Genomic DNA, 16,991 nt, shown 5'->3' on the forward strand with positions numbered 1-16,991 from the left:
ATGGGAAGGATCGCGAAGGTGCGGCAGGGGGCCGGTCCGGCAGCGGATTCATGCCGCCGCGCGGATGGGCGGCCGGCGCCGGGCGATGCGCGTCCGGACCCTTCCGGAACACCCGCGGGCGCCTTCGAAAATGACGGGGGCTGGAATGCTTCGGCGAACGGGGCGCACGCGTCCGCTCGTCCGCACAGCTCTCCCGGCTGGGACATGGCTTCCTCCTGGTTCGCGCCGCCTTGTTGCCGGGTCCCGCATCGTGGCGGGCCCGTCGGCGACGTCATATGCCTGCCGTGGCAGGTCGATTTTACGGAACGATAAGCCCAGCCACCGGACGTGGCAATAACGAAATGAAACGGTTCATCACCTAATTGCGAGTCGCGGGACAAACGTCCCCGCCAGGGTCGCCGGCGCAAGCAGGGCGTGCGGGCGCCCTATCCCGCCCGGGCGGCGGGGCAGGCGGGCGGGGCGCAGGAGCCGCGAATGATGAATTCGTGGCTGACGATGGTCCGCTGGCGCGAGGGACCCTGACGCCCCGCCAGATGCTCCAGCAGCAGTTCGGCCGCGCAGCGTCCCGTCGCCGGCCAGTCGTAGCGTATGGCGGTGATCGGCGGCTCGATCAGCGCGGCGAGCTCGGTGTCGCCGAGCGTGACCAGCGAGAGGTCCTGCCGGATGCTGAGATTGAGCAGCCGAACCGCCTCGATCACCCCGGCGAGATGGCCGCCGCTCACCACGATGGCGGTCGCCGGCGCGCGGCCGATGAGCGAGGCATAGGCCGCGTCGCGGCCATAGGGGTGCTGGCGGCCCTGCGAATGGATGAGGTCGCGCGGCACCTCGGCGCCGACATCGGCGAAGGCCGATTCGAAGCCGCGCACCCGCTCGCGCCCCGAATGGGTGATCGCCGGCACGGTGATGAGGGCAATGCGCCGGTGGCCGAGGCCGAGCAGGTAGCGGGTGGCGCGGTAGGTCCCCTCATACTGGTTGGTGAGCACGCAATCGACATCGAGGTCGATCACCCGCTCCATCATCACCATCGGCACCGAGAAATCGCGCAACTGCGCGCGCGTCGTCTCGTCATTGTCGTCGGCGACCATGGCGAGCAGGCCGTCGACATGCCGGCGCTTGAACTGCTCGAGAATGTCGCTCTCGCGCTGGCGGTCGGAATGCGAATTGGCGAGGAAGAGCGTGTAGCCGGCGCGCGCCAGCACCGGCTCGAGCCCGGTGACGGCGGCGGCGGTGAGTGGGTTCTGGATGTCCGGCATCAGCACGCCGATGACCCGGCTCTGGCGCGAGCGCAGGCTCTGCGCCACCGGGTTGGGCTTGTAGCCGAGCTCGGCCATGGCCTGCGTGACGCGCTGGCGCAGCGCCGGATCGACATTGGCGGCGTTGTTCAGGACGCGCGAGACGGTGCCGAACGAGACGCCGGCATGCTGGGCCACATGCTTGATGGTGACGGAGGCCGGAGCGGCGGACGGCTTTTTCACGGCTTGGATCGACCGGCTGACACGGGGTCTCGATGCGGCGGGTTCCGTCGCGGAAAGCCTACTCTAGGCCCGCCCGAGGGCGCGCGGCAAGGGGAGGTGGCAACCCGGGACGCATGGCGGGGCACGAGCGGAGGAACGCGACCGGGTGGTCTTGACAGAAGGCGATGAGGTGTCAAATCTGTCGACACTATGTGAAGAGGCGCCCGGTTTTGGGCCGCCGATACGCCAAAACCTGACGGAAGGCAGCGCCTATCCGTCGACATAATCGACCCGAACGACCCACGCCAAATGGGCGCCAAACGGGCGGCAAGAGTGCACGGGGCATGGAAACGGTCAATCTGCACGGCATCGTCGAAGGCGCGGGCGAGGGGCTCGTCCTGCTGCACCCCATCGGCCTCGACAGTTCGTTCTGGGGCGCGATGCCGACCATGCTCGCGCGCAGCCATCGCCTGCTGCGGCTCGACCTGCGCGGCTTCGGCGGTTCGCCGATGGGCGCGCAGGCGGCGCCGATCGAGGCCTATGCGGCCGATGTGCACGAGGCGATCCGCCGTCATGGGCTGGAGCGCCCGGCCGTGCTCGGCCTGTCCTTCGGTGGCATGATCGCCCAGACCCTGGCGCTCGAATTTCCCGGCAGCGTCAGCCGGCTGATCGCCTGCGGCTGTCCGGGCGGCATACCGGCATCGGCGCGCGAGGCGTTGCGCGAGCGCGGGCTGGCGGCGGAGCGCGCGGGCATGGAATCCATAGTCCCGACGACCATCGAACGCTGGTTCACCCCCGGCTTCGTCGGCAATCCGGTGGTCGAGCGGGTGCGCGAGCGGCTGAGCGGCGATTCCGTGCGCGCCTGGTCGGAAGGCTGGCGGGCGATCAGCGGCTTCGACGCGCTCTCGCGCCTCGGCGGCATCGACGTGCCGGCGCTCGTCATTGCGGGCGAGCGGGACGCGGCGACCTCTCCCGAGGCGGCTGCCGCGCTCAAGGCCGCGATCCCCGGGGCCCGCCTCGTCACCCTGCCGGGCGCGCCGCACATGATGCAGCTCGAGACCAGCGGGCTCTTCACCGAGGCGGTCAGCGACTTCCTCGCCGGCCGGCCGGTCGGCGAGGCGTGACCGCGATGAGCGATCTCCTCAACCATGTGCTGGCCGGCGACCGGCGCGAGCCCGCGCTGCTGTTGGTCCATCCGCTCGGTGCCGACCTCACCTTCTGGGACGACTTCGTCCGCGCCGTGGATGGGCGGGCGACGACGCTCGCGGTGGATCTTCCCGGTGTCGGCAGTTCGCCGGGGCCGGAGCGGCCGGTGTCGCTCGGCGAGCAGGCGGCGGCGCTGGAGGCGCTGCGGCACGGGCTCGGGATCGAGCGCTTCGCCATCGTCGCCTGCGCCATAAGTGCCATGACCGCGGCCGTCTATGCGGCGGAGCATCCCGCGCGCACGACGGCGCTTGTCCTCGCCAACCCGACGCCGGCCAGCGCGCCGGGCGCGCGGCAGATGCTCGGCGAGCGCGCGCAGGCCGTGCGCGAGGGTGGAATCGGGGTGGTGCTCCCCGGCGCGGTGGAGCGCGCCTTCCTCAATCTGCCGCATGATGCGCTTTACGAGCGCTACATGAAACGTTTCTCCGCGCAGGATCCGCATGCCTATGCCTGGGCGCTCGAGGCGGCGGCCGAGGCGGACGCCACCGAGGCGTTCGGCCGGATCGCCTGCCCGACCCTGCTGGTGTCCGGCCGGCACGACGTGCTGCTGCCGATGGACCGAACCGAGGCCGCCGCCCGGCTCGCGGCCGGCGCGCGGATCGTGGTCATGGAGCAGGCCGCCCATTTCGTGCCCTACCAGCAGCCCGCCCGTTTCGCCGAGCTGGTGCTCGATTTCGTCGGCCGCGAGGCCATCCCCGCCCGATCTTCCGGAGCACACGCATGAGCAAGAAAGGCTTCCTCCTCGTCCTGATGCAGCCGCCGCCGGCCTTCGAGGAGGAGTTCAACGCCTGGTACGACACCGAGCACGTGCCCGACCGGCTCGCGGTGGAGGGCTTCGAGAGCGGCCGCCGCTATGTCTGCCTCGACGGCCACCCGAAATATCTCGCCATGTACGACATGGAGAACGAGGCGGTGCTGGAGACCGAGGCCTACCGGCGCGTCTCCGGCGAGCGGGCGAGCCCGTGGACCAAGCGCGTCACCGGCCGGGTGTCGGTCTATCGCTCGATCGGCGAGCAGATCTATCCGGGTGGCGAACTCACGCGGCCGACACCGCGCAGCGTGCTGCTGCGCTTTTCCGGCACCCCGTCCGGTCTCGCCGACGCGGTCGTCGCCGGCGCCCGGGCCACGTTCGAGGGCCGGGTGAACACGCTCCAGCTGCGCGTCTTCGCCTATCACCGCGACGGGGCGGTCGACTTCCTCGTCCTCGCCGGCCTCAAGGTGCCGGAAGAGATCGCGCTCGACATGGGCGCCTTCGGCGAGGCCGCCGGCCATCTCGACATGGTCAACAGCTACGCGCTCTATTGAGGCGTGGGCCAAGGGAAGCCGGCGCACGCCGGCTTTCCTTTTATGCGCTTCAGTGCAGCACCGTCGGATCGAACGGATAGGGCACGCCGGGCCCGCCCTTCAGCGGCAGCACCACGCTGGCCGTGCCGGGCGAGCCTTCCCTGCCGTTCTGGTCCTTCAGCCCGATCTCGAGCTCGACCACGCCGTAGTCGCCGCGCCGGCGCGTGCCCGTGACGCGGCCCCAGGCGGTGAGCGTGTCGCCGGGAATGTTCATGCCGCGATACTGGAAGTTCATCTTCCAGAGCCAGCCGGTCTCGCCGGCCCAGTCGACGAGGAGTTGGGCCAGCACATGCTGCTTCCAGGAGCCGTTGACGAGCACGTCGGGCAGGCCGTCATGCCCGGTCGCGTAGCGCCAGTCGTAGTGGATCTTGTGCCAGTTCTCCATCGCGGCGGACCAGCGGATGATGTGCGCCGTGGTCATCGGCGCCTTGGCGAGCACGGGGATGTCGTCCCCGACCGCGACGCTCTCGAAATATACCGGTTCGGCCATCGTCTATCTCATGATCATGGTGTTGAGCGATTTGAGCAGCGGACGGCCGTCCGCGGTGCGGTACTCGTCCTCGATCACCACCATGACCATCGGGCCGGACTTGCCCTGCTTCTGATAGATGTCGAGATAGGCGGAACGGCACAGGATGCGCTCGCCGACCTTCGGGTAGCTGAAGAACTCGTATTCGTAGCCCCCGTTCAGGATGCCCGAGAGCGGCACCGGCAGCTTGGGCAGACCCGGGCGCATGGCGCGCGAGACGCCGTCGAAATCCGGGTCGCCGGCCGCCGCGAGCGAATCGTTCAGCTCTCCGGCGGGGCGGCGGAAGGCATGCACGGCGAAGGCGGGCGGGGTGACGACGCCGCCATAGCGCGTCGTCCGCGCATGGGCCTCGTCCCAGAAGCGGGGATTGGGGTCCATCAGCGCCTGGAAGAAGCGGCGGTTCTCGCTTGCCTCCACCGGATGGGGCGCCTCGATCCAGTCGGAGCGGGCGCCGATGACGGCACGCACCTCCGCGGTGATGTAGTCCACCAGTTCGTCGACTTCCATGGATGTCTCCTCGCCTTGCGATCTTCTTGTCGGGGCGGGCGACCCGCTGGCGGGCGCCGCCATGGAACTGGTACTGTAGCTCGTGGTGAAACGTTTTCAATATCATCCCACCATGGCAAACTGGCGAGCAGCCCGGCCCAAAGCCCAGCATGCGTTGCCTGCCGGAAATCTGGCTGGGAGACGCCCGACAAAAATCCCGAGCGGGAGGAAGATTCGTGAAAATCGTTTTCATCGGCGCCTCGCACTGGCACCTCGACCTCTATCTGATGCCGCTGCTGGAGGTGCCGGGGGCGGAACTGGTCGGCGTCGCCGATCCCGACCCGGCCGTCGTGGCGCGGCTGACGGAGCGCCTCGGCTGTGCGGGCGACACCGATTTCCGCGCCCTGTGCCGCCGCCTCAGGCCGGACTTCGTGTTCGCGCTCGGCCGGCACGCCGATATGCCGGAGGAGGCGCGCTTCCTGATCGAGGAGGGCATTCCTTTCGCGCTGGAGAAGCCCTGCGGGCTCGACGCGCCCGCCGTCGCCGGCATCGCCGCGCTGGCGGCGCAGCGGGGCGCCTTCGCCGCCGTGCCGCTGGTGTTCCGCAATGGCGACTTCGCCCGCCATCTCGAGGGGCTGAAGGCGGAAGGCGATCTCAGCTATGCGAGCTTCCGCTTCATCGCCGGCTTTCCCGCCCGCTACCGGCAGGCCGGCTGCTCTTGGATGCTTGACCCGGCGCTGTCGGGCGGGGGCTGCACGATCAACCTCGCCGTCCATTTCTTCGACCTGGCGCTGCGGCTGCTGGGCGAGGAGGTGCGGGTGCTGAACGCGACCATGGCCAACCATGCCTGGCGCGAGCGGGTGGAGGACTATTCGGTCGTCACCTTCGAGCGCGGCGGCGCGCTGTGCGTGGTCGAGACCGGGTATCTCTACCCTGCGCCCACCAGCAATTTCGACATGCACTACGCGCTGCGCTCGCCCGCGCACTACACCATCGCCCACGACCCGCAGACGGTGGAGAGCCTCGACAATGAGGGCGCCGCGCGCCGGTGGCACTCGGTCACCACCAACGTCCCGCACTACCGGACCTTCGTGTTCGACGTGCTGGAGCGCGTGCGGAAGGGCCACCCGCCACTGGCCGGCCTGTCCGACATGGTGCCGGTGATGCGGCTGGTGGACGAGGCCTACGGCAAGGCCGGCGCGCTGCCGCTGCTGCCGGCGCGCCCGCTCTGATTCCCGGCGCGAGGCTCGCTCAGCCGGCGGGCACCAGCTCGCGGCAGGATTCGCGCAGCATGAACTCGTAGGGCACGAGGGCGCGGTCCGGCGCGACGTCGCTGCCGCTGATGCGGGCGATGGCGAGGCGGGCTGCCACCCGGCCGGTCTGCGCCCAGTCGTAGCGTATGGCGGTGATGCCGGGCCGCATCAGCGCGGCGAGCTCGGTGTCGCCCAGCGCCACGATCGACAGCTCGTCCGGAATCGACAGGTTGAGCTGGCGGGTCGCCTCCAGCGCGCCGGGAAGCATGCCGCCGGAGACGATGAGCGCGGTCGGCTTGTCGCGCATCGACAGCACCGAATAGGCGGCGTTCACCGCATAGTCGTGCGTGTAGCCGCCCATGCGCACCAGTTCCTCGGCGAGCGGCACGTCGAGGTCGGCGAGCGCCTTCGCATAGCCCTCGAAACGGTAGCGGCCGGACATGTTGTCGGTCGGCACGGTGATGATGGCGATGCGCCGGTGGCCGAGCGCGAGCAGGTAGCGCGTCGCCCGGTAGGTGCCCTCGACCTGGTCGGTGCGCACGGCATCGAACTCGGTGCCGATCTCGCGCTCCAGCAGCACCACCGGCATCGGCAGGCGGCGCAGCTGCTCGACCGTGCGCGGGTCCTGGTCGCGCGCCAGTATGGCGATGATGCCGTCGACCCGGCGGCGGGCGAACTCGTTGATGATGTTCTCTTCCCGCCCGCGCTCGTAGCGCGAATTGGCGAGGAAGAAGGTGTAGCCCTGCTGGGTCAGCTCCTCCTCCAGCCCGGCGACCGCCTCGGAGGAGAGCGGGTTGCGCAGGTCGGGGACGATGACGCCGATGACATGGGTCTTCTTGGCGCGCATCCCCTGGGCGAAGCTGTCCGGGCGGTAGTCGAGCGCGGCGGCCGCGTCCAGCACGCGGCGCTGCAGCGCGGGCTGCACGTTGCGCGCTTTGTTGAGCACGCGCGACACGGTGCCGATCGACACGCCGGCCCGGCGGGCGACGTCGCTGATGGTCGCGCGGGCGGGCACCGCCTTGCCGGTCTTGATCTCGTCCATCGCCTCACTTCGCTCGCCGGCGCCCCGGGACGGGCGCGAGAACGTTCCATGCTTAGCCGATTTTGCCGCGCTCCGCGATCCGCCTCATGTCGCGTGCGTGACATCGCCCGGCATGACGCCGGGATGGTATGGCGGATGGAAAATTCCGTTCGGTTAAGGGCGCTAGGCGACGCGCCGCGCGCGACGGCCGTCTTGACCAGAACACGCGAGCGCCTTTAACGTCGGGCAGGAAAACGTTTCAAAACAAATGCCGAGACGGGAGGATCATCATGGGCGAGCCGGTGAGGATATGCGAGGTCGGGCCGCGCGACGGGCTGCAGATGCAGAAGGCGATCATGCCGACCGCCGTCAAGATCGAGTGGATCGCCGCGCTGGCGCGGGCCGGATTGCCGGAGATCGAGGTCGGCAGCTTCGTGCCGCCGAAGCTCATCCCGCAAATGGCCGACACCAGAGAGGTGGTCGCGGCCAGCCGGACGCTGGAAGGTGTGTCGATCGTGGCGCTGGTGCCGAACCTCAAGGGTGCGCAGCGCGCCTATGAGAGCGGCGCCGACGCCATCAACGTCCCGGTCTCGGTCAGCGAGGCGCACAGCCGCGCCAACACCAACAAGGGAAGCCTCGAGCAGGTCGCCGAAGTCCGCGCCATCGTCGACTGGGTGCGGGCGCAGGAGCGTCCGATGAAGATCGATGCCGGCTGCGCGACCGCCTTCGGCTGCTCGATCGAGGGTGCGGTTCCGATCGACCGGGTGGTGACGGTCGCGTCCGCGCTGGCGGAAGCGGGCGTCGACGGCATCGTGCTCGCCGACACAGTCGGCTACGGCAATCCCGCGCAGGTGCGCGCCGTGGTGCGGGCGGTGCGGGGCGCGGTCGGCGGCGTGCTGGACCGGCTTCACCTGCACGACACGATGGGTCTCGGCATCGCCAACGCGCTGACCGGGGTCGAGGAGGGCATACGCTGCTTCGACTCCGCGCTCGGCGGACTCGGCGGATGCCCGTTCGCGCCCGGCGCCTCCGGCAACATCGTGACGGAGGACCTCGTCTTCATGCTGGAAAGCATGGGGTTCGAGACCGGCATCGACCTCGACCTGCTGTTCGCCGCGCGCGAGATCCTTCAGCGGGGCCTGCCGGAGACGGCGCTTCTCGGCAATGTCGCGAAGGCGGGTATCCCAAAAACCTATCATCGCGCCGCGTGAGGCCTTCGGGCCGCGCCCCTACATGCCGGGGACTCCGGCCTCGGCGAGGAACGGGCGCAGCGCCGGGTTGAGATTGGCCGGGCGCCAGGCGACCACATGGGCGACGCTCGGCGCGTCCTCGAGTTCGCGAAAGACGACGTCCGGATAGCCGATCCGGCTCATCGAAGCGGGAACGAGCGCGATGCCGAGCCCCTCCGCCACCAGGCTCACCACGGTCTGCTGAAGCTGCGCCTCCAGCCGGACGCTCGGCTCGATGCCGCCGGAGCGGAAATAGCGGACGATGGCGTCGTGGAGCGTGGGCACCGCCTCGGCCGGCGCGGCGATCAGCGGCTCGCCGGCGAGGTCCTCGGGGCCGACCGCGGCCTTCCCGGCAAGGCGGTGGCCCGGATTGAGGGCGAGGCACAGCCGCTCCTCATGGAGGCGATGGGCCGCCACCCCGCGCATCGGGCCGGGGTCGAAGGTGATGACGGCGTCGAACCGGCCCGCCAGCACAGCATCGGCCAGCAGGCTCGGCACCGCTTCGCGCAGTTCGATCCGCACCAGCGGGTGCTTGTCGACGAAGCGGCGCGTCAGCCTCGGCACCACCGTGTAGGCGGCGTGCATCATGAAGCCGACGGAGAGCTCGCCGAGTTCGCCGAGATCCGCCAGGCGCGCATTGCGGCAGGCCTGGTCATAGGCCGCGAGCACGGCGCGCGCGTCCTCGAGGAAGCGTCGGCCGGCATGGGTCAGCGTGGCGCGCCGCGAGCCGCGCTCCAGCAGGCGCACGCCGAGCTCCTTCTCCAGCGCGGCGATCTGCCGGCTGAGCGGGGGTTGGCTGATGTGCAGGCGCTCGGCCGCGCGCCCGAAATGGAGCGTCTCGGCCAGCGCCACGAAATAGCGCATCTGGCGAATGTCGATCATGATACCGAACGGGTATGGATCCGGCCGTCAATCGGCATTGGATGGCATGAAGCGGGTGGGCTAGTCCAGTCGCGTCCCTCAACGCCCGGCCCGCACCCATGCTTTCGACGCTCATTGTCGTCCTTCCCATCTTCGCGCTGATCTTCGCCGGCAGGCTCGCCCGGCGGATCGGCGTGCTCGGGCCGCATGCGACGACGGAGCTGAACCGCTTCGTCGTCTACCTCGCCCTGCCGGCGCTGCTGTTCGACATCATCGCCCATGCGCGCTGGGCCGATGTGTGGCAGCCGGGCTTCGTCGCCGCGTTCGGGCTCGGCAGCGGGCTGGTGTTCGCGCTGACGGTCGCGGTGCGCCTCCGGCGTCCCCGCCACCTCGCCGACGCGGCCATCGACGGGCTGAACGCGGGCTATGCCAATACCGGCTTCATCGGCTTCCCGCTGGCGCTGGTCGCGCTCGGGCGCGAGGCGATGGCGCCGACGCTGGTGGCGACCATCATCACGGTCTGCGTCGTCTTCGCGGTGGCGATCGTCCTGATCGAGGTCGGGCTGCAGACCGAGAAGCGCCGCTCGCATCTGGTCCTCAAGGTCGGGCGCTCGCTCGCGCGCAATCCGCTGCTGGTCGCGCCGGTGCTCGGCGCCGTCGTCCCGCTCTGCGGCCTCGAGATTCCCGCTCCGGTCGAGAGCTTCCTGAAGCTGCTCGGCGGCGCGGCCTCGCCCTGCGCGCTGGTGGCGCTCGGCCTGTTCCTGGCGGATCGGCGCGAACATACCGAGCCGAATGCCGGCCCGGTCGCGCTGCTGGTCGGGTTCAAGCTGGTGGTTCAGCCGGTCGTCACCTGGGTCCTCGCCACCGCCGTCTTCGGGCTGCCGCCGCTGCTGACCCACACCGCCGTGCTGCTCGCCGCGCTGCCGACCGGGACCGGACCCTTCATGCTGGCCGAGTTCTACCGGCGCGAGGCGGGCATCACCGCGAGGGTAGTGCTGGTGTCGACCATCATCTCGGTCCTGACCATCAGCGGCTATCTCGCCTTCGCCATGTGAGGGGCGGCCCGCCGGCGCTCAAGGATAGGCCTCGCGGCAGACCGCCGCGACGGTGGCGCGGAGCCAGCGCTGGGCCGGCTCGGCATCGAGGCGAGGATGCCAGATGGCGGAAATGTTGAACGCGGGCGTGCGCACCGGCAGCTCGAAGCTGCCGAGGCCGAGAAGCGCGGCGTGATCGCCGGTGAGCGCGTTGCCGAGGCACGAGCGCGGCACCAGCGCCACCAAATCCGAATGGCGCACCACGCGCATCGCCTCGGGATAGCCGGGAACGACCAGCATCGCGGTGCGGCGCAGTCCCGCCTGCGCGAGCGCTTCGTCGACCGGGCCGGCGAACTCCCCGCGGCGAGAGGCCACCACGTGGCGGCAGGCGGCGTAGCGCTCGGCCGTCACCGGGGCGGCGAGAAGCGGATGGCCGAGCCGGGCGACGCCGACGAAGCCGTCGCGGAACAGGAGTTGGGTGCGCAGCTCCGGCGCCGAGGTGCCCAGCACCCCGATCTCCAGGTCGATCCGCCCGTCGCGCAGCGGCTCGGCGTCATTGTCGGGCTTCGGCACGAAGCGCAGGCGCACATGCGGTGCCGCGCCGGCGATCTGCGCCGCCAGCGGGGCGGCGACGAGCTCGACGAAGCCTTCGCCGGCGCGCAGGGTAAAGGTCCGTTCCAGCGAGGCGAGGTCGAGGGCGCTACCGGCCGGGCGCAGCACCGCCAGTGCGTCGCGGGCAAGGGCGTGAACCCGCCCGCCCAGCTCGTCCGCATAGGGAGTGGGAACGAGCACGCGGCCGGCCTGCACCAGCAGCGGGTCGCCGGTCACGCGGCGGAGCCGCGCCAGCGTGCGGCTCATGGCGGACGGGCTGAGGCCGAGCCGGCGGGCCGCCCGCGTCACGCTGCGCTCGGCGAGCAGCGCGTCGAGCGCGACGAGGAGGTTCAGGTCGACGTCCTGCATCGCCCAGTGGTAGCGCGCCTGCGCGCCGAGGCATAGCGCCGGACGCAATTGTTTATTGCAGTGCGTGCGTCTGGTGCATCTATCAGCCGCCGCTCATATCGGCCGCGAACCCTGTCAGTGAAAGGATCGAGGCCATGTCCCTCTCCCCCGTCACCGCTCCTTCTCCCACCATCTTCATCATCGGCGCGTCGCGCGGCCTCGGCCATGCGATGGCGGCCGAGTTCGTGACGAAGGGCTGGCACGTCATCGGCACCGTCCGTGGCGGCGCCCGCACCCTGCTGCACGATCTGGCCGATGAGAACGAGAGGCGGGTGGAGATCGAGACCCTCGACATCAACGAGCCGGGCCAGATCGCCGCGCTGCGTACCCGCCTGTCGGGCCGGGTGCTCGACATGCTGTTCGTCAATGCCGGCACCACCACGCATGAGGAGCATGTCCGCATCGGCGAGGTCAGCACGGAGGAGTTCGTCCGCGTCATGGTCACCAACGCGCTCAGCCCGATGCGCGCGATCGAGGCGCTGCAGGATCTCGTGCCGGCGGACGGGCTGATCGGCGCGATGTCCTCCGGGCAGGGCAGCGTTGCCAACAATGTGAAGGGCCTGCGCGAGGTCTATCGCGGCAGCAAGGCGGCGCTGAACATGTTCATGCGCAGCTTCGCCGCCCGCGAGGCCGTGCCGCCGCGCGCGATGGCGCTGATGGCGCCGGGCTGGATCCGTACCGAACTGGGCGGTGCCTCGGCGCCGCTCTCGATCGGGGACAGCATTCCGAACCTCGTAAACGTGCTGCTCGCCAAGAGGGAACGGCCGGGCCTGGAATATCTCGATTATCTCGGCCGGACCGTGCCCTGGTGACGCGCCGCACCGTGCAGCCTCCGCCGCCCGATAGCGCAACGACATAGCGGGGCCTGCAGAAGCTCGCCAGCCATACGGAAGGTGCCTGCCGGCCGCAATTCGGTCAGCATTGCAGCGTCCTGCTGGTGCTTGCCGACCATTTTACAAGCCGCTTCGCCGTTCGCGGGAATGGATTGCGAGACGGTTGTGCCCATATTATAAGGGTGCTTATCATATGGGTGCTTCCAGCCATGGACAATGAACCGACGTTGGGCTTCCTGCTCCACGACGTCGCGCGTCTGTTGCGCAAGCGTTTCGAGCAGCGGGCGAAGGAGTCCGGCCTGACCCGGACGCAGTGGCAGACGCTTGCCTATCTGAGCCGGAACGAAGGCATCCAGCAGGGCTGCCTCGCGGACATGCTGGAGGTCGAGCCGATCACGCTGGGGCGTGTCGTCGACAAGCTCGAGCAGCGCGGGCTGATCGAGCGGCGCGCCCATCCGACCGACCGGCGGGTCTGGCTGCTTTATCTGCGCGAGGGGGCCCGGCCCCTGATCGAGCAGATGCACGTAGTCGGCGACGCGACGCGGCACGATGCGCTCGAGGGTCTGTCGGCCGAGAAGCGCCGGTGCCTGGTGGAGGCCCTGTCGATGATGAAGTCCAATCTTGTCGCGGCCTGCGCCCAGACGAATGACGAGGAAGCTTTGAATGGCTGACACATCGCTCACCGAGCGACCCGCCGACCCGGCGGCGCCGGTGGAAGACCGGATCGATGCGCCGGTGGAGCCCGACGAACCGAGCGCCGACGAGCCGCGCACCAACGAGCCGCGCGCGGGCGCCTCGGCCGCTGCCGGCCCGGCAGCCGGTGCGCCGGCAAAGCCGCGCCGCTCGGCCGTGCGCCGCATCCTGTTCCTGCTGCTGCCGGTGCTGCTGGTGGCCGGCGGCTACTGGTACGTGACCGGCGGACAGGTGGTTTCAACCGACAACGCCTATGTGCAGGCCGACACGGTCGGCATCACCTCCGACGTCGCCGGCATCGTGCATTCGATCGACGTGCGCAACAACGAGCTCGTCAAGAAGGGACAGGTGCTGCTCCAGCTCGAGCAGGAGCCGTTCGAGATCGCGCTTGAGGGCGCGCGGGCGCAGCTCGGCATGGCGCGCAACCAGATCCTGGCGTTGAAGGCGCAGTACAAGCAGATGGTGGCCGAGATCGCCCAGGCGGAGGCGGACATTCCCTTCTACCAGAAGGCGTTCGAGCGGCAGAAGGACCTCGTCGCGAGCGCCGCCGCCTCCAAGGCCGCCTACGACCAGGCGAAGCAGAATCTCGACAGCGCCGAGCAGAAGGTCGAGGTGGCGAAGGCGCAGGCCGCCGCGACCCTCGCCCAGCTCGGCGGCGATGCCGGCAAGCCGGTCGAGGCCTACCCGACCTACCTGCAGGCGAAGTCCGCGGTCGACAAGGCCGAGCGCGACCTGAAGGAGACGGTGCTGCGCGCGCCCTTCGACGGCATCGTGACCAACGTGCCCTCGATGCAGGTCGGCGCCTATCTCGACGCCGCCCAGCAGGCCTTCAGCCTGGTGTCGACCTCGAACGTCTGGGTGACCGCGAGCCCGAAGGAGACCGAGCTCACCTATGTGAAGCCGGGCCAGCGGGTGACGGTGAGCGTCGACACCTATCCCGATGTCGAATGGCACGGCCGGGTGGAGAGCATCAGCCCCGCCTCCGGCTCCAGCTTCTCGCTGCTGCCGGCCCAGAACACCACCGGCAACTGGGTCAAGGTGGTGCAGCGCATCCCCATGATCGTGCGGTTCGACGATCTCGACGGCAAGCCGGACCTGCGCGTCGGCATGAGCGCGACGGTCTCGGTCGATACCGGCCACGCCCGCGGCATTCCCACTCTCGTCTCCGACCTCGCGGGCTATTTCCAGAACATCAAGCCGGCGGCCGCGGCGAGCGGCCCGCGCGAGGGGCGCCCCAATGGCTGACGCCGCCTCGGCGGGCGGAGCGGACGCGCCTGTCGCCAACCGGGGCGCGATCACGGCCTGCGTCATCCTCGCCGTGATCATGCAGGCGCTCGACACGACGATCGCCAATGTCGCGCTGCCCTATATCCAGGGCAGCGTGTCGGCGAGCGCCGACCAGATCAACTGGGTGCTGACCTCCTACATCGTCGCGGCGGCAATCATGACCCCGCCCTCCGGCTTCCTGTCGAACCGGTTCGGCCGCAAGCGCGTGCTGCTGACCGCGATCGCCGGCTTCGTGGTCGCCTCGATCCTGTGCGGCATCGCCCAGTCGCTGCTGGAGATCGTCGGCTTCCGCCTGTTGCAGGGCCTGTTCGGCGCCGCGCTTGTCCCGCTGTCGCAGGGCATATTGCTCGACATCTACACCCATGAGGAGCGCGGGTCGGCGATGGCGCTGTTCGGCGTCTCGGTCATGGTCGGCCCGGTGCTCGGCCCCGTCATGGGCGGCTGGCTGACCGAAAACCTGAGCTGGCGCTGGGTGTTCTACATCAACCTGCCGATCGGCATCCTCGCCTTTGCCGGCATCGTCGCCTTCGTCACCGAGACCAAGGCGAACATGCAGGCCCGGCTGGACTGGCTCGGCTTCGGCACGCTCAGCGTCGCCATCGGCGCGCTCCAGCTCTTCCTCGACCGCGGCGAGCAGCTCGACTGGTTCGCCTCCGGCGAGATCATGATCTGGGCGCTGGTCTGCGCGTCGGCGACCTACCTGTTCCTGGTCCACACCTTCACCGCGCCGCCGCAGTCGAGCTTCGTCAATCCGCGCATGTTCCTCGACCGGAACTTCGCGGTGAGCATGTTCTTCATCTTCATCGTCGGCGTCACTTACCTCGCCTCGCTGGCGCTGATGACGCCCTATCTGCAGACGCTGATGGGCTATCCGGTGATGACGGCGGGCATCGTCATGGGGCCGCGCGGCCTCGGCACCATGGTCTGCATGTTTATCGTCGGGCGGCTTATCGGGCGCGTCGACACCCGCATCCTGCTGTCGCTCGGCCTCGGGCTGACCGCCTGGGCGATGTATGAGATGACCGGCTGGACGCCCGACGTCTCACAATGGACCATCGTTTGGGTCGGGTTCGTGCAGGGAGCGGGGCTCGGCTTCCTGTTCGTGCCGCTCACCACGGTCGCCTTCTCGACCCTGCCCGCGCATATGCGCGGCGACGGCACCGGGCTCTACAACCTCTCGCGCAACATCGGCTCCAGCGCGGGCATCGCCTATGTCACGGCGCTGCTGTCGGACAATGTGCAGATCAACCACGAGAACATCGGCGCCTATGTGACGCCGTTCAACCGCGCCTTCGACGACCCGGCCGTGCACGACAATCTCAACCCGCTGCTGGCGAGCGGGCGCGCGGCGCTCGACGAGATCATCACCCACCAGGCGACGATCATCGCCTATATCGACGACTTCAAGTTCATGATGCTGCTCACGCTGGTGGCGATGCCGCTGGTGCTGCTGCTGCGCCGCCCGGCCAGTCCCGCGCCGACGGACCACGCCGTCGTGATGGAGTGAGCCCGCGCGGAGCGTCCCGTCTATAGCCTCACGCCAACGCTTCTAGACGGACAGGTCGATCAGCGCGATGCCGAGCTCCGGCCGCTTGCGCCGGCGCAGATGGGCGGGCGTCTCGACCAGCATCACCTCAAGCGTGGGGTGGACGATGCCCTCGAGAAAATGCCCTCCGCGCGTCGAGCCGTCCGACAGGCCGAGCACGGCGTGGATATGCGCGCTCGGCCCGCCATCGTCGCCCTCGGCGATGTCGCCGACCGCGCTCAGCACCTCGCACTGCTCGTCCACGGCGATGCGCCGATAGGTGCGGGTGTCGAAGTCGAACCAGCCGACCGTCGCCCGGCTGAACGCGCCGAGCGCGGTCAGCGAGCCGCCGAGGATCTTCTCGCGTTTCGCAAACTCGTTGATGGCGGCGAACGCCTCCTCCTGCTGATCGAGCACGAGGATGAAGCGGCGCTCGTCCGCATCGCCGGAAACCTGCCTGGCCTTCATGGGGCTTCTCCGCGTGGCGTGTTTCAGTGGCCGAGGGCGCGTTCAAGCTCGCCCTTCGACATCTTCGAGCGGCCGGGGACGTTTCGGCGCCGGGCTTCCGCGTAGAGGTCGCTCTTGCTCTCGCCTCCCCGCGCGGAGGCGCGGCTTCCCCCGGAGGAGCGGCTTCGGCGCGCGGTGCCGTGCAGGGTGTGCTCCTGCGCCGCCTTGCCCTCGGCCTCGGCCTCGGCGGTCTCGCCGCGACGCTCCTTGCCCTTGGTGCGGCGCAGGTTCCGCCGGTTCTCGGCCGGGCTTTTCTGGTTGGTGGCGCCGGCCTCGTTCAGCGCGATCGCGATCGCCTGCCGGCGGCTCTTCACCTTGGGGCCGCTGCCACGAATCTTCAGCTCGCCCTGCTTGTATTCGTGCATGACGCGCTCGACGGTCTCTCTCTGGGCTTCGGACTGTTTCGGCATGGAAACCTCCTTGCTCGAATGCACCCCCTGGATGAATGGCGGTTCCGGCGCGACGGGATGCCGCTCCGGCTACGCGCTGCGGACGGGTGATGATGGCCGCGTCCGCCTCTCGCCCGTGCCGCGCGCCAATGGCACCGCCGGAAGGCTAACCGGGCATGGCGGGGGATGTTCCGGCCGGCGGGGAGATCGCAGGACGGTGCCGCAAAAAAAGAGCGCGGCCGAAGCCGCGCTAATACCGACCATGTCCCCACATGGCGGATTCCGGCAGGCCGGAATCAGGGTGCATCGGGCTTTCGCCGATGTGTCCTTCCGTCCGCTCCGGC

At 69.5% G+C, this 16,991-nt stretch carries 18 protein-coding genes; 10 read left to right on the forward strand and 8 right to left on the reverse strand.

All coding sequences use genetic code 11. The annotated features are described in order from the left end of the window. Positions 1-425: 425 nt before the first annotated feature. On the reverse strand, positions 426-1,475 hold the full coding sequence (locus tag NVS83_RS10745) for a LacI family DNA-binding transcriptional regulator (RefSeq protein ID WP_258739303.1): 1,050 nt from the start codon (positions 1,473-1,475) through the stop codon (positions 426-428). A gap of 323 nt (positions 1,476-1,798) precedes the next feature. On the opposite strand from NVS83_RS10745, the gene NVS83_RS10750 reads away from it, so the two are divergent. Genes NVS83_RS10750 through NVS83_RS10760 form a run of 3 tightly spaced genes read left to right on the forward strand, consistent with a single transcriptional unit; the run spans position 1,799 to position 3,962 of the window. Next, on the forward strand, positions 1,799-2,578 hold the full coding sequence (locus NVS83_RS10750) for an alpha/beta fold hydrolase (protein WP_258739304.1): 780 nt from the start codon (positions 1,799-1,801) through the stop codon (positions 2,576-2,578). Positions 2,579-2,583: 5 nt separating this feature from the next. Further along, positions 2,584-3,381, forward strand: coding sequence for an alpha/beta fold hydrolase (locus tag NVS83_RS10755; RefSeq protein ID WP_258739305.1), 798 nt, complete (start codon positions 2,584-2,586; stop codon positions 3,379-3,381). Beyond that, positions 3,378-3,962, forward strand: coding sequence for a DUF4286 family protein (locus tag NVS83_RS10760; RefSeq protein ID WP_258739306.1), 585 nt, complete (start codon positions 3,378-3,380; stop codon positions 3,960-3,962). Before NVS83_RS10755 ends, NVS83_RS10760 begins: the two co-directional genes overlap by 4 nt. A 49-nt stretch (positions 3,963-4,011) precedes the next feature. Here the strand turns inward: NVS83_RS10760 and NVS83_RS10765 are convergent, their stop codons facing one another. Together NVS83_RS10765 and NVS83_RS10770 are read right to left on the reverse strand one after the other, a co-directional pair. Continuing rightward, on the reverse strand, positions 4,012-4,491 hold the full coding sequence (locus NVS83_RS10765) for a hotdog family protein (protein WP_258739307.1): 480 nt from the start codon (positions 4,489-4,491) through the stop codon (positions 4,012-4,014). A 3-nt stretch (positions 4,492-4,494) separates the two neighbouring features. Next, positions 4,495-5,037: an FAS1-like dehydratase domain-containing protein gene (locus NVS83_RS10770; RefSeq protein WP_258739308.1), complete on the reverse strand. Its 543-nt coding sequence runs from the start codon at positions 5,035-5,037 to the stop codon at positions 4,495-4,497. Between the two features lie 215 nt (positions 5,038-5,252). Between NVS83_RS10770 and NVS83_RS10775 the strand changes: the two genes are divergently transcribed. Continuing rightward, positions 5,253-6,248 (forward strand): Gfo/Idh/MocA family protein, encoded by a 996-nt coding sequence (locus tag NVS83_RS10775; RefSeq protein ID WP_258739309.1) that lies wholly within the window; start codon positions 5,253-5,255, stop codon positions 6,246-6,248. Between the two features lie 19 nt (positions 6,249-6,267). On the opposite strand, the gene NVS83_RS10780 is transcribed toward NVS83_RS10775, so the two are convergent. Beyond that, positions 6,268-7,311 (reverse strand): LacI family DNA-binding transcriptional regulator, encoded by a 1,044-nt coding sequence (locus NVS83_RS10780; RefSeq protein ID WP_258732834.1) that lies wholly within the window; start codon positions 7,309-7,311, stop codon positions 6,268-6,270. 269 nt (positions 7,312-7,580) lie between these two features. On the opposite strand from NVS83_RS10780, the gene NVS83_RS10785 reads away from it, so the two are divergent. After that, a complete protein-coding gene (locus tag NVS83_RS10785; protein WP_258739310.1) occupies positions 7,581-8,501 on the forward strand; it encodes a hydroxymethylglutaryl-CoA lyase in 921 nt (306 codons plus the stop codon). Between the two features lie 18 nt (positions 8,502-8,519). Here NVS83_RS10785 and NVS83_RS10790 read toward each other — a convergent pair whose 3' ends face one another. Beyond that, positions 8,520-9,401 (reverse strand): LysR substrate-binding domain-containing protein, encoded by an 882-nt coding sequence (locus NVS83_RS10790; protein ID WP_258739311.1) that lies wholly within the window; start codon positions 9,399-9,401, stop codon positions 8,520-8,522. Positions 9,402-9,499: 98 nt separating this feature from the next. Here NVS83_RS10790 and NVS83_RS10795 point away from each other — a divergent pair, with 98 nt between their 5' ends. After that, positions 9,500-10,435 carry an AEC family transporter gene (locus NVS83_RS10795; protein WP_258739312.1) on the forward strand — a complete coding sequence of 312 codons (936 nt, stop codon included), beginning with the start codon at positions 9,500-9,502 and terminating at the stop codon, positions 10,433-10,435. Positions 10,436-10,453: 18 nt separating this feature from the next. On the opposite strand, the gene NVS83_RS10800 is transcribed toward NVS83_RS10795, so the two are convergent. Further along, the gene (locus NVS83_RS10800) at positions 10,454-11,374 is read right to left on the reverse strand and encodes a LysR family transcriptional regulator (protein WP_258739746.1); all 921 of its coding nucleotides are present in this window, start codon (positions 11,372-11,374) and stop codon (positions 10,454-10,456) included. Between the two features lie 134 nt (positions 11,375-11,508). On the opposite strand from NVS83_RS10800, the gene NVS83_RS10805 reads away from it, so the two are divergent. From NVS83_RS10805 to NVS83_RS10820, 4 genes are all read left to right on the forward strand, one after another. Continuing rightward, entirely contained in the window at positions 11,509-12,225 is a 717-nt protein-coding gene (locus NVS83_RS10805) for an SDR family NAD(P)-dependent oxidoreductase (RefSeq protein ID WP_258739314.1), read from the forward strand. 230 nt (positions 12,226-12,455) lie between these two features. Further along, positions 12,456-12,917, forward strand: a complete 462-nt coding sequence (locus tag NVS83_RS10810; protein ID WP_258739315.1) for a MarR family winged helix-turn-helix transcriptional regulator — start codon at positions 12,456-12,458, stop codon at positions 12,915-12,917. Continuing rightward, entirely contained in the window at positions 12,910-14,184 is a 1,275-nt protein-coding gene (locus NVS83_RS10815; RefSeq protein ID WP_258739316.1) for an HlyD family secretion protein, read from the forward strand. Before NVS83_RS10810 ends, NVS83_RS10815 begins: the two co-directional genes overlap by 8 nt. Continuing rightward, complete coding sequence (locus tag NVS83_RS10820) at positions 14,177-15,733, forward strand: MDR family MFS transporter (RefSeq protein ID WP_258739317.1); 1,557 nt, start codon at positions 14,177-14,179, stop codon at positions 15,731-15,733. The genes NVS83_RS10815 and NVS83_RS10820 overlap by 8 nt, the downstream gene beginning before the upstream one ends. A gap of 42 nt (positions 15,734-15,775) precedes the next feature. Here NVS83_RS10820 and NVS83_RS10825 read toward each other — a convergent pair whose 3' ends face one another. Continuing rightward, positions 15,776-16,219 (reverse strand): PPC domain-containing DNA-binding protein, encoded by a 444-nt coding sequence (locus NVS83_RS10825; protein WP_258739318.1) that lies wholly within the window; start codon positions 16,217-16,219, stop codon positions 15,776-15,778. Between the two features lie 23 nt (positions 16,220-16,242). Continuing rightward, positions 16,243-16,668, reverse strand: a complete 426-nt coding sequence (locus NVS83_RS10830) for a DUF6496 domain-containing protein (protein WP_258739319.1) — start codon at positions 16,666-16,668, stop codon at positions 16,243-16,245. Positions 16,669-16,991 lie beyond the last annotated feature (323 nt).

Origin of the sequence: Ancylobacter mangrovi (genome assembly GCF_024752335.1) — a bacterium.
In the GTDB taxonomy this organism is placed as follows: Bacteria; Pseudomonadota; Alphaproteobacteria; order Rhizobiales; family Xanthobacteraceae; genus Ancylobacter; species Ancylobacter mangrovi.

What these genes read in the sequence shown, in the direction of transcription:
- NVS83_RS10750 (WP_258739304.1), top strand. Translation starts at nt 1,799, where the DNA reads ATGGAAACGGTCAATCTGCACGGCATCGTCGAAGGCGCGGGCGAGGGG.
- NVS83_RS10755 (WP_258739305.1), top strand. Translation starts at nt 2,584, where the DNA reads ATGAGCGATCTCCTCAACCATGTGCTGGCCGGCGACCGGCGCGAGCCC.
- NVS83_RS10760 (WP_258739306.1), top strand. Translation starts at nt 3,378, where the DNA reads ATGAGCAAGAAAGGCTTCCTCCTCGTCCTGATGCAGCCGCCGCCGGCC.
- NVS83_RS10765 (WP_258739307.1), bottom strand. Translation starts at nt 4,491, where the DNA reads ATGGCCGAACCGGTATATTTCGAGAGCGTCGCGGTCGGGGACGACATC.
- NVS83_RS10770 (WP_258739308.1), bottom strand. Translation starts at nt 5,037, where the DNA reads ATGGAAGTCGACGAACTGGTGGACTACATCACCGCGGAGGTGCGTGCC.
- NVS83_RS10780 (WP_258732834.1), bottom strand. Translation starts at nt 7,311, where the DNA reads ATGGACGAGATCAAGACCGGCAAGGCGGTGCCCGCCCGCGCGACCATC.
- NVS83_RS10785 (WP_258739310.1), top strand. Translation starts at nt 7,581, where the DNA reads ATGGGCGAGCCGGTGAGGATATGCGAGGTCGGGCCGCGCGACGGGCTG.
- NVS83_RS10790 (WP_258739311.1), bottom strand. Translation starts at nt 9,401, where the DNA reads ATGATCGACATTCGCCAGATGCGCTATTTCGTGGCGCTGGCCGAGACG.
- NVS83_RS10795 (WP_258739312.1), top strand. Translation starts at nt 9,500, where the DNA reads ATGCTTTCGACGCTCATTGTCGTCCTTCCCATCTTCGCGCTGATCTTC.
- NVS83_RS10800 (WP_258739746.1), bottom strand. Translation starts at nt 11,374, where the DNA reads ATGCAGGACGTCGACCTGAACCTCCTCGTCGCGCTCGACGCGCTGCTC.
- NVS83_RS10805 (WP_258739314.1), top strand. Translation starts at nt 11,509, where the DNA reads ATGTCCCTCTCCCCCGTCACCGCTCCTTCTCCCACCATCTTCATCATC.
- NVS83_RS10810 (WP_258739315.1), top strand. Translation starts at nt 12,456, where the DNA reads ATGGACAATGAACCGACGTTGGGCTTCCTGCTCCACGACGTCGCGCGT.
- NVS83_RS10815 (WP_258739316.1), top strand. Translation starts at nt 12,910, where the DNA reads ATGGCTGACACATCGCTCACCGAGCGACCCGCCGACCCGGCGGCGCCG.
- NVS83_RS10820 (WP_258739317.1), top strand. Translation starts at nt 14,177, where the DNA reads ATGGCTGACGCCGCCTCGGCGGGCGGAGCGGACGCGCCTGTCGCCAAC.
- NVS83_RS10825 (WP_258739318.1), bottom strand. Translation starts at nt 16,219, where the DNA reads ATGAAGGCCAGGCAGGTTTCCGGCGATGCGGACGAGCGCCGCTTCATC.
- NVS83_RS10830 (WP_258739319.1), bottom strand. Translation starts at nt 16,668, where the DNA reads ATGCCGAAACAGTCCGAAGCCCAGAGAGAGACCGTCGAGCGCGTCATG.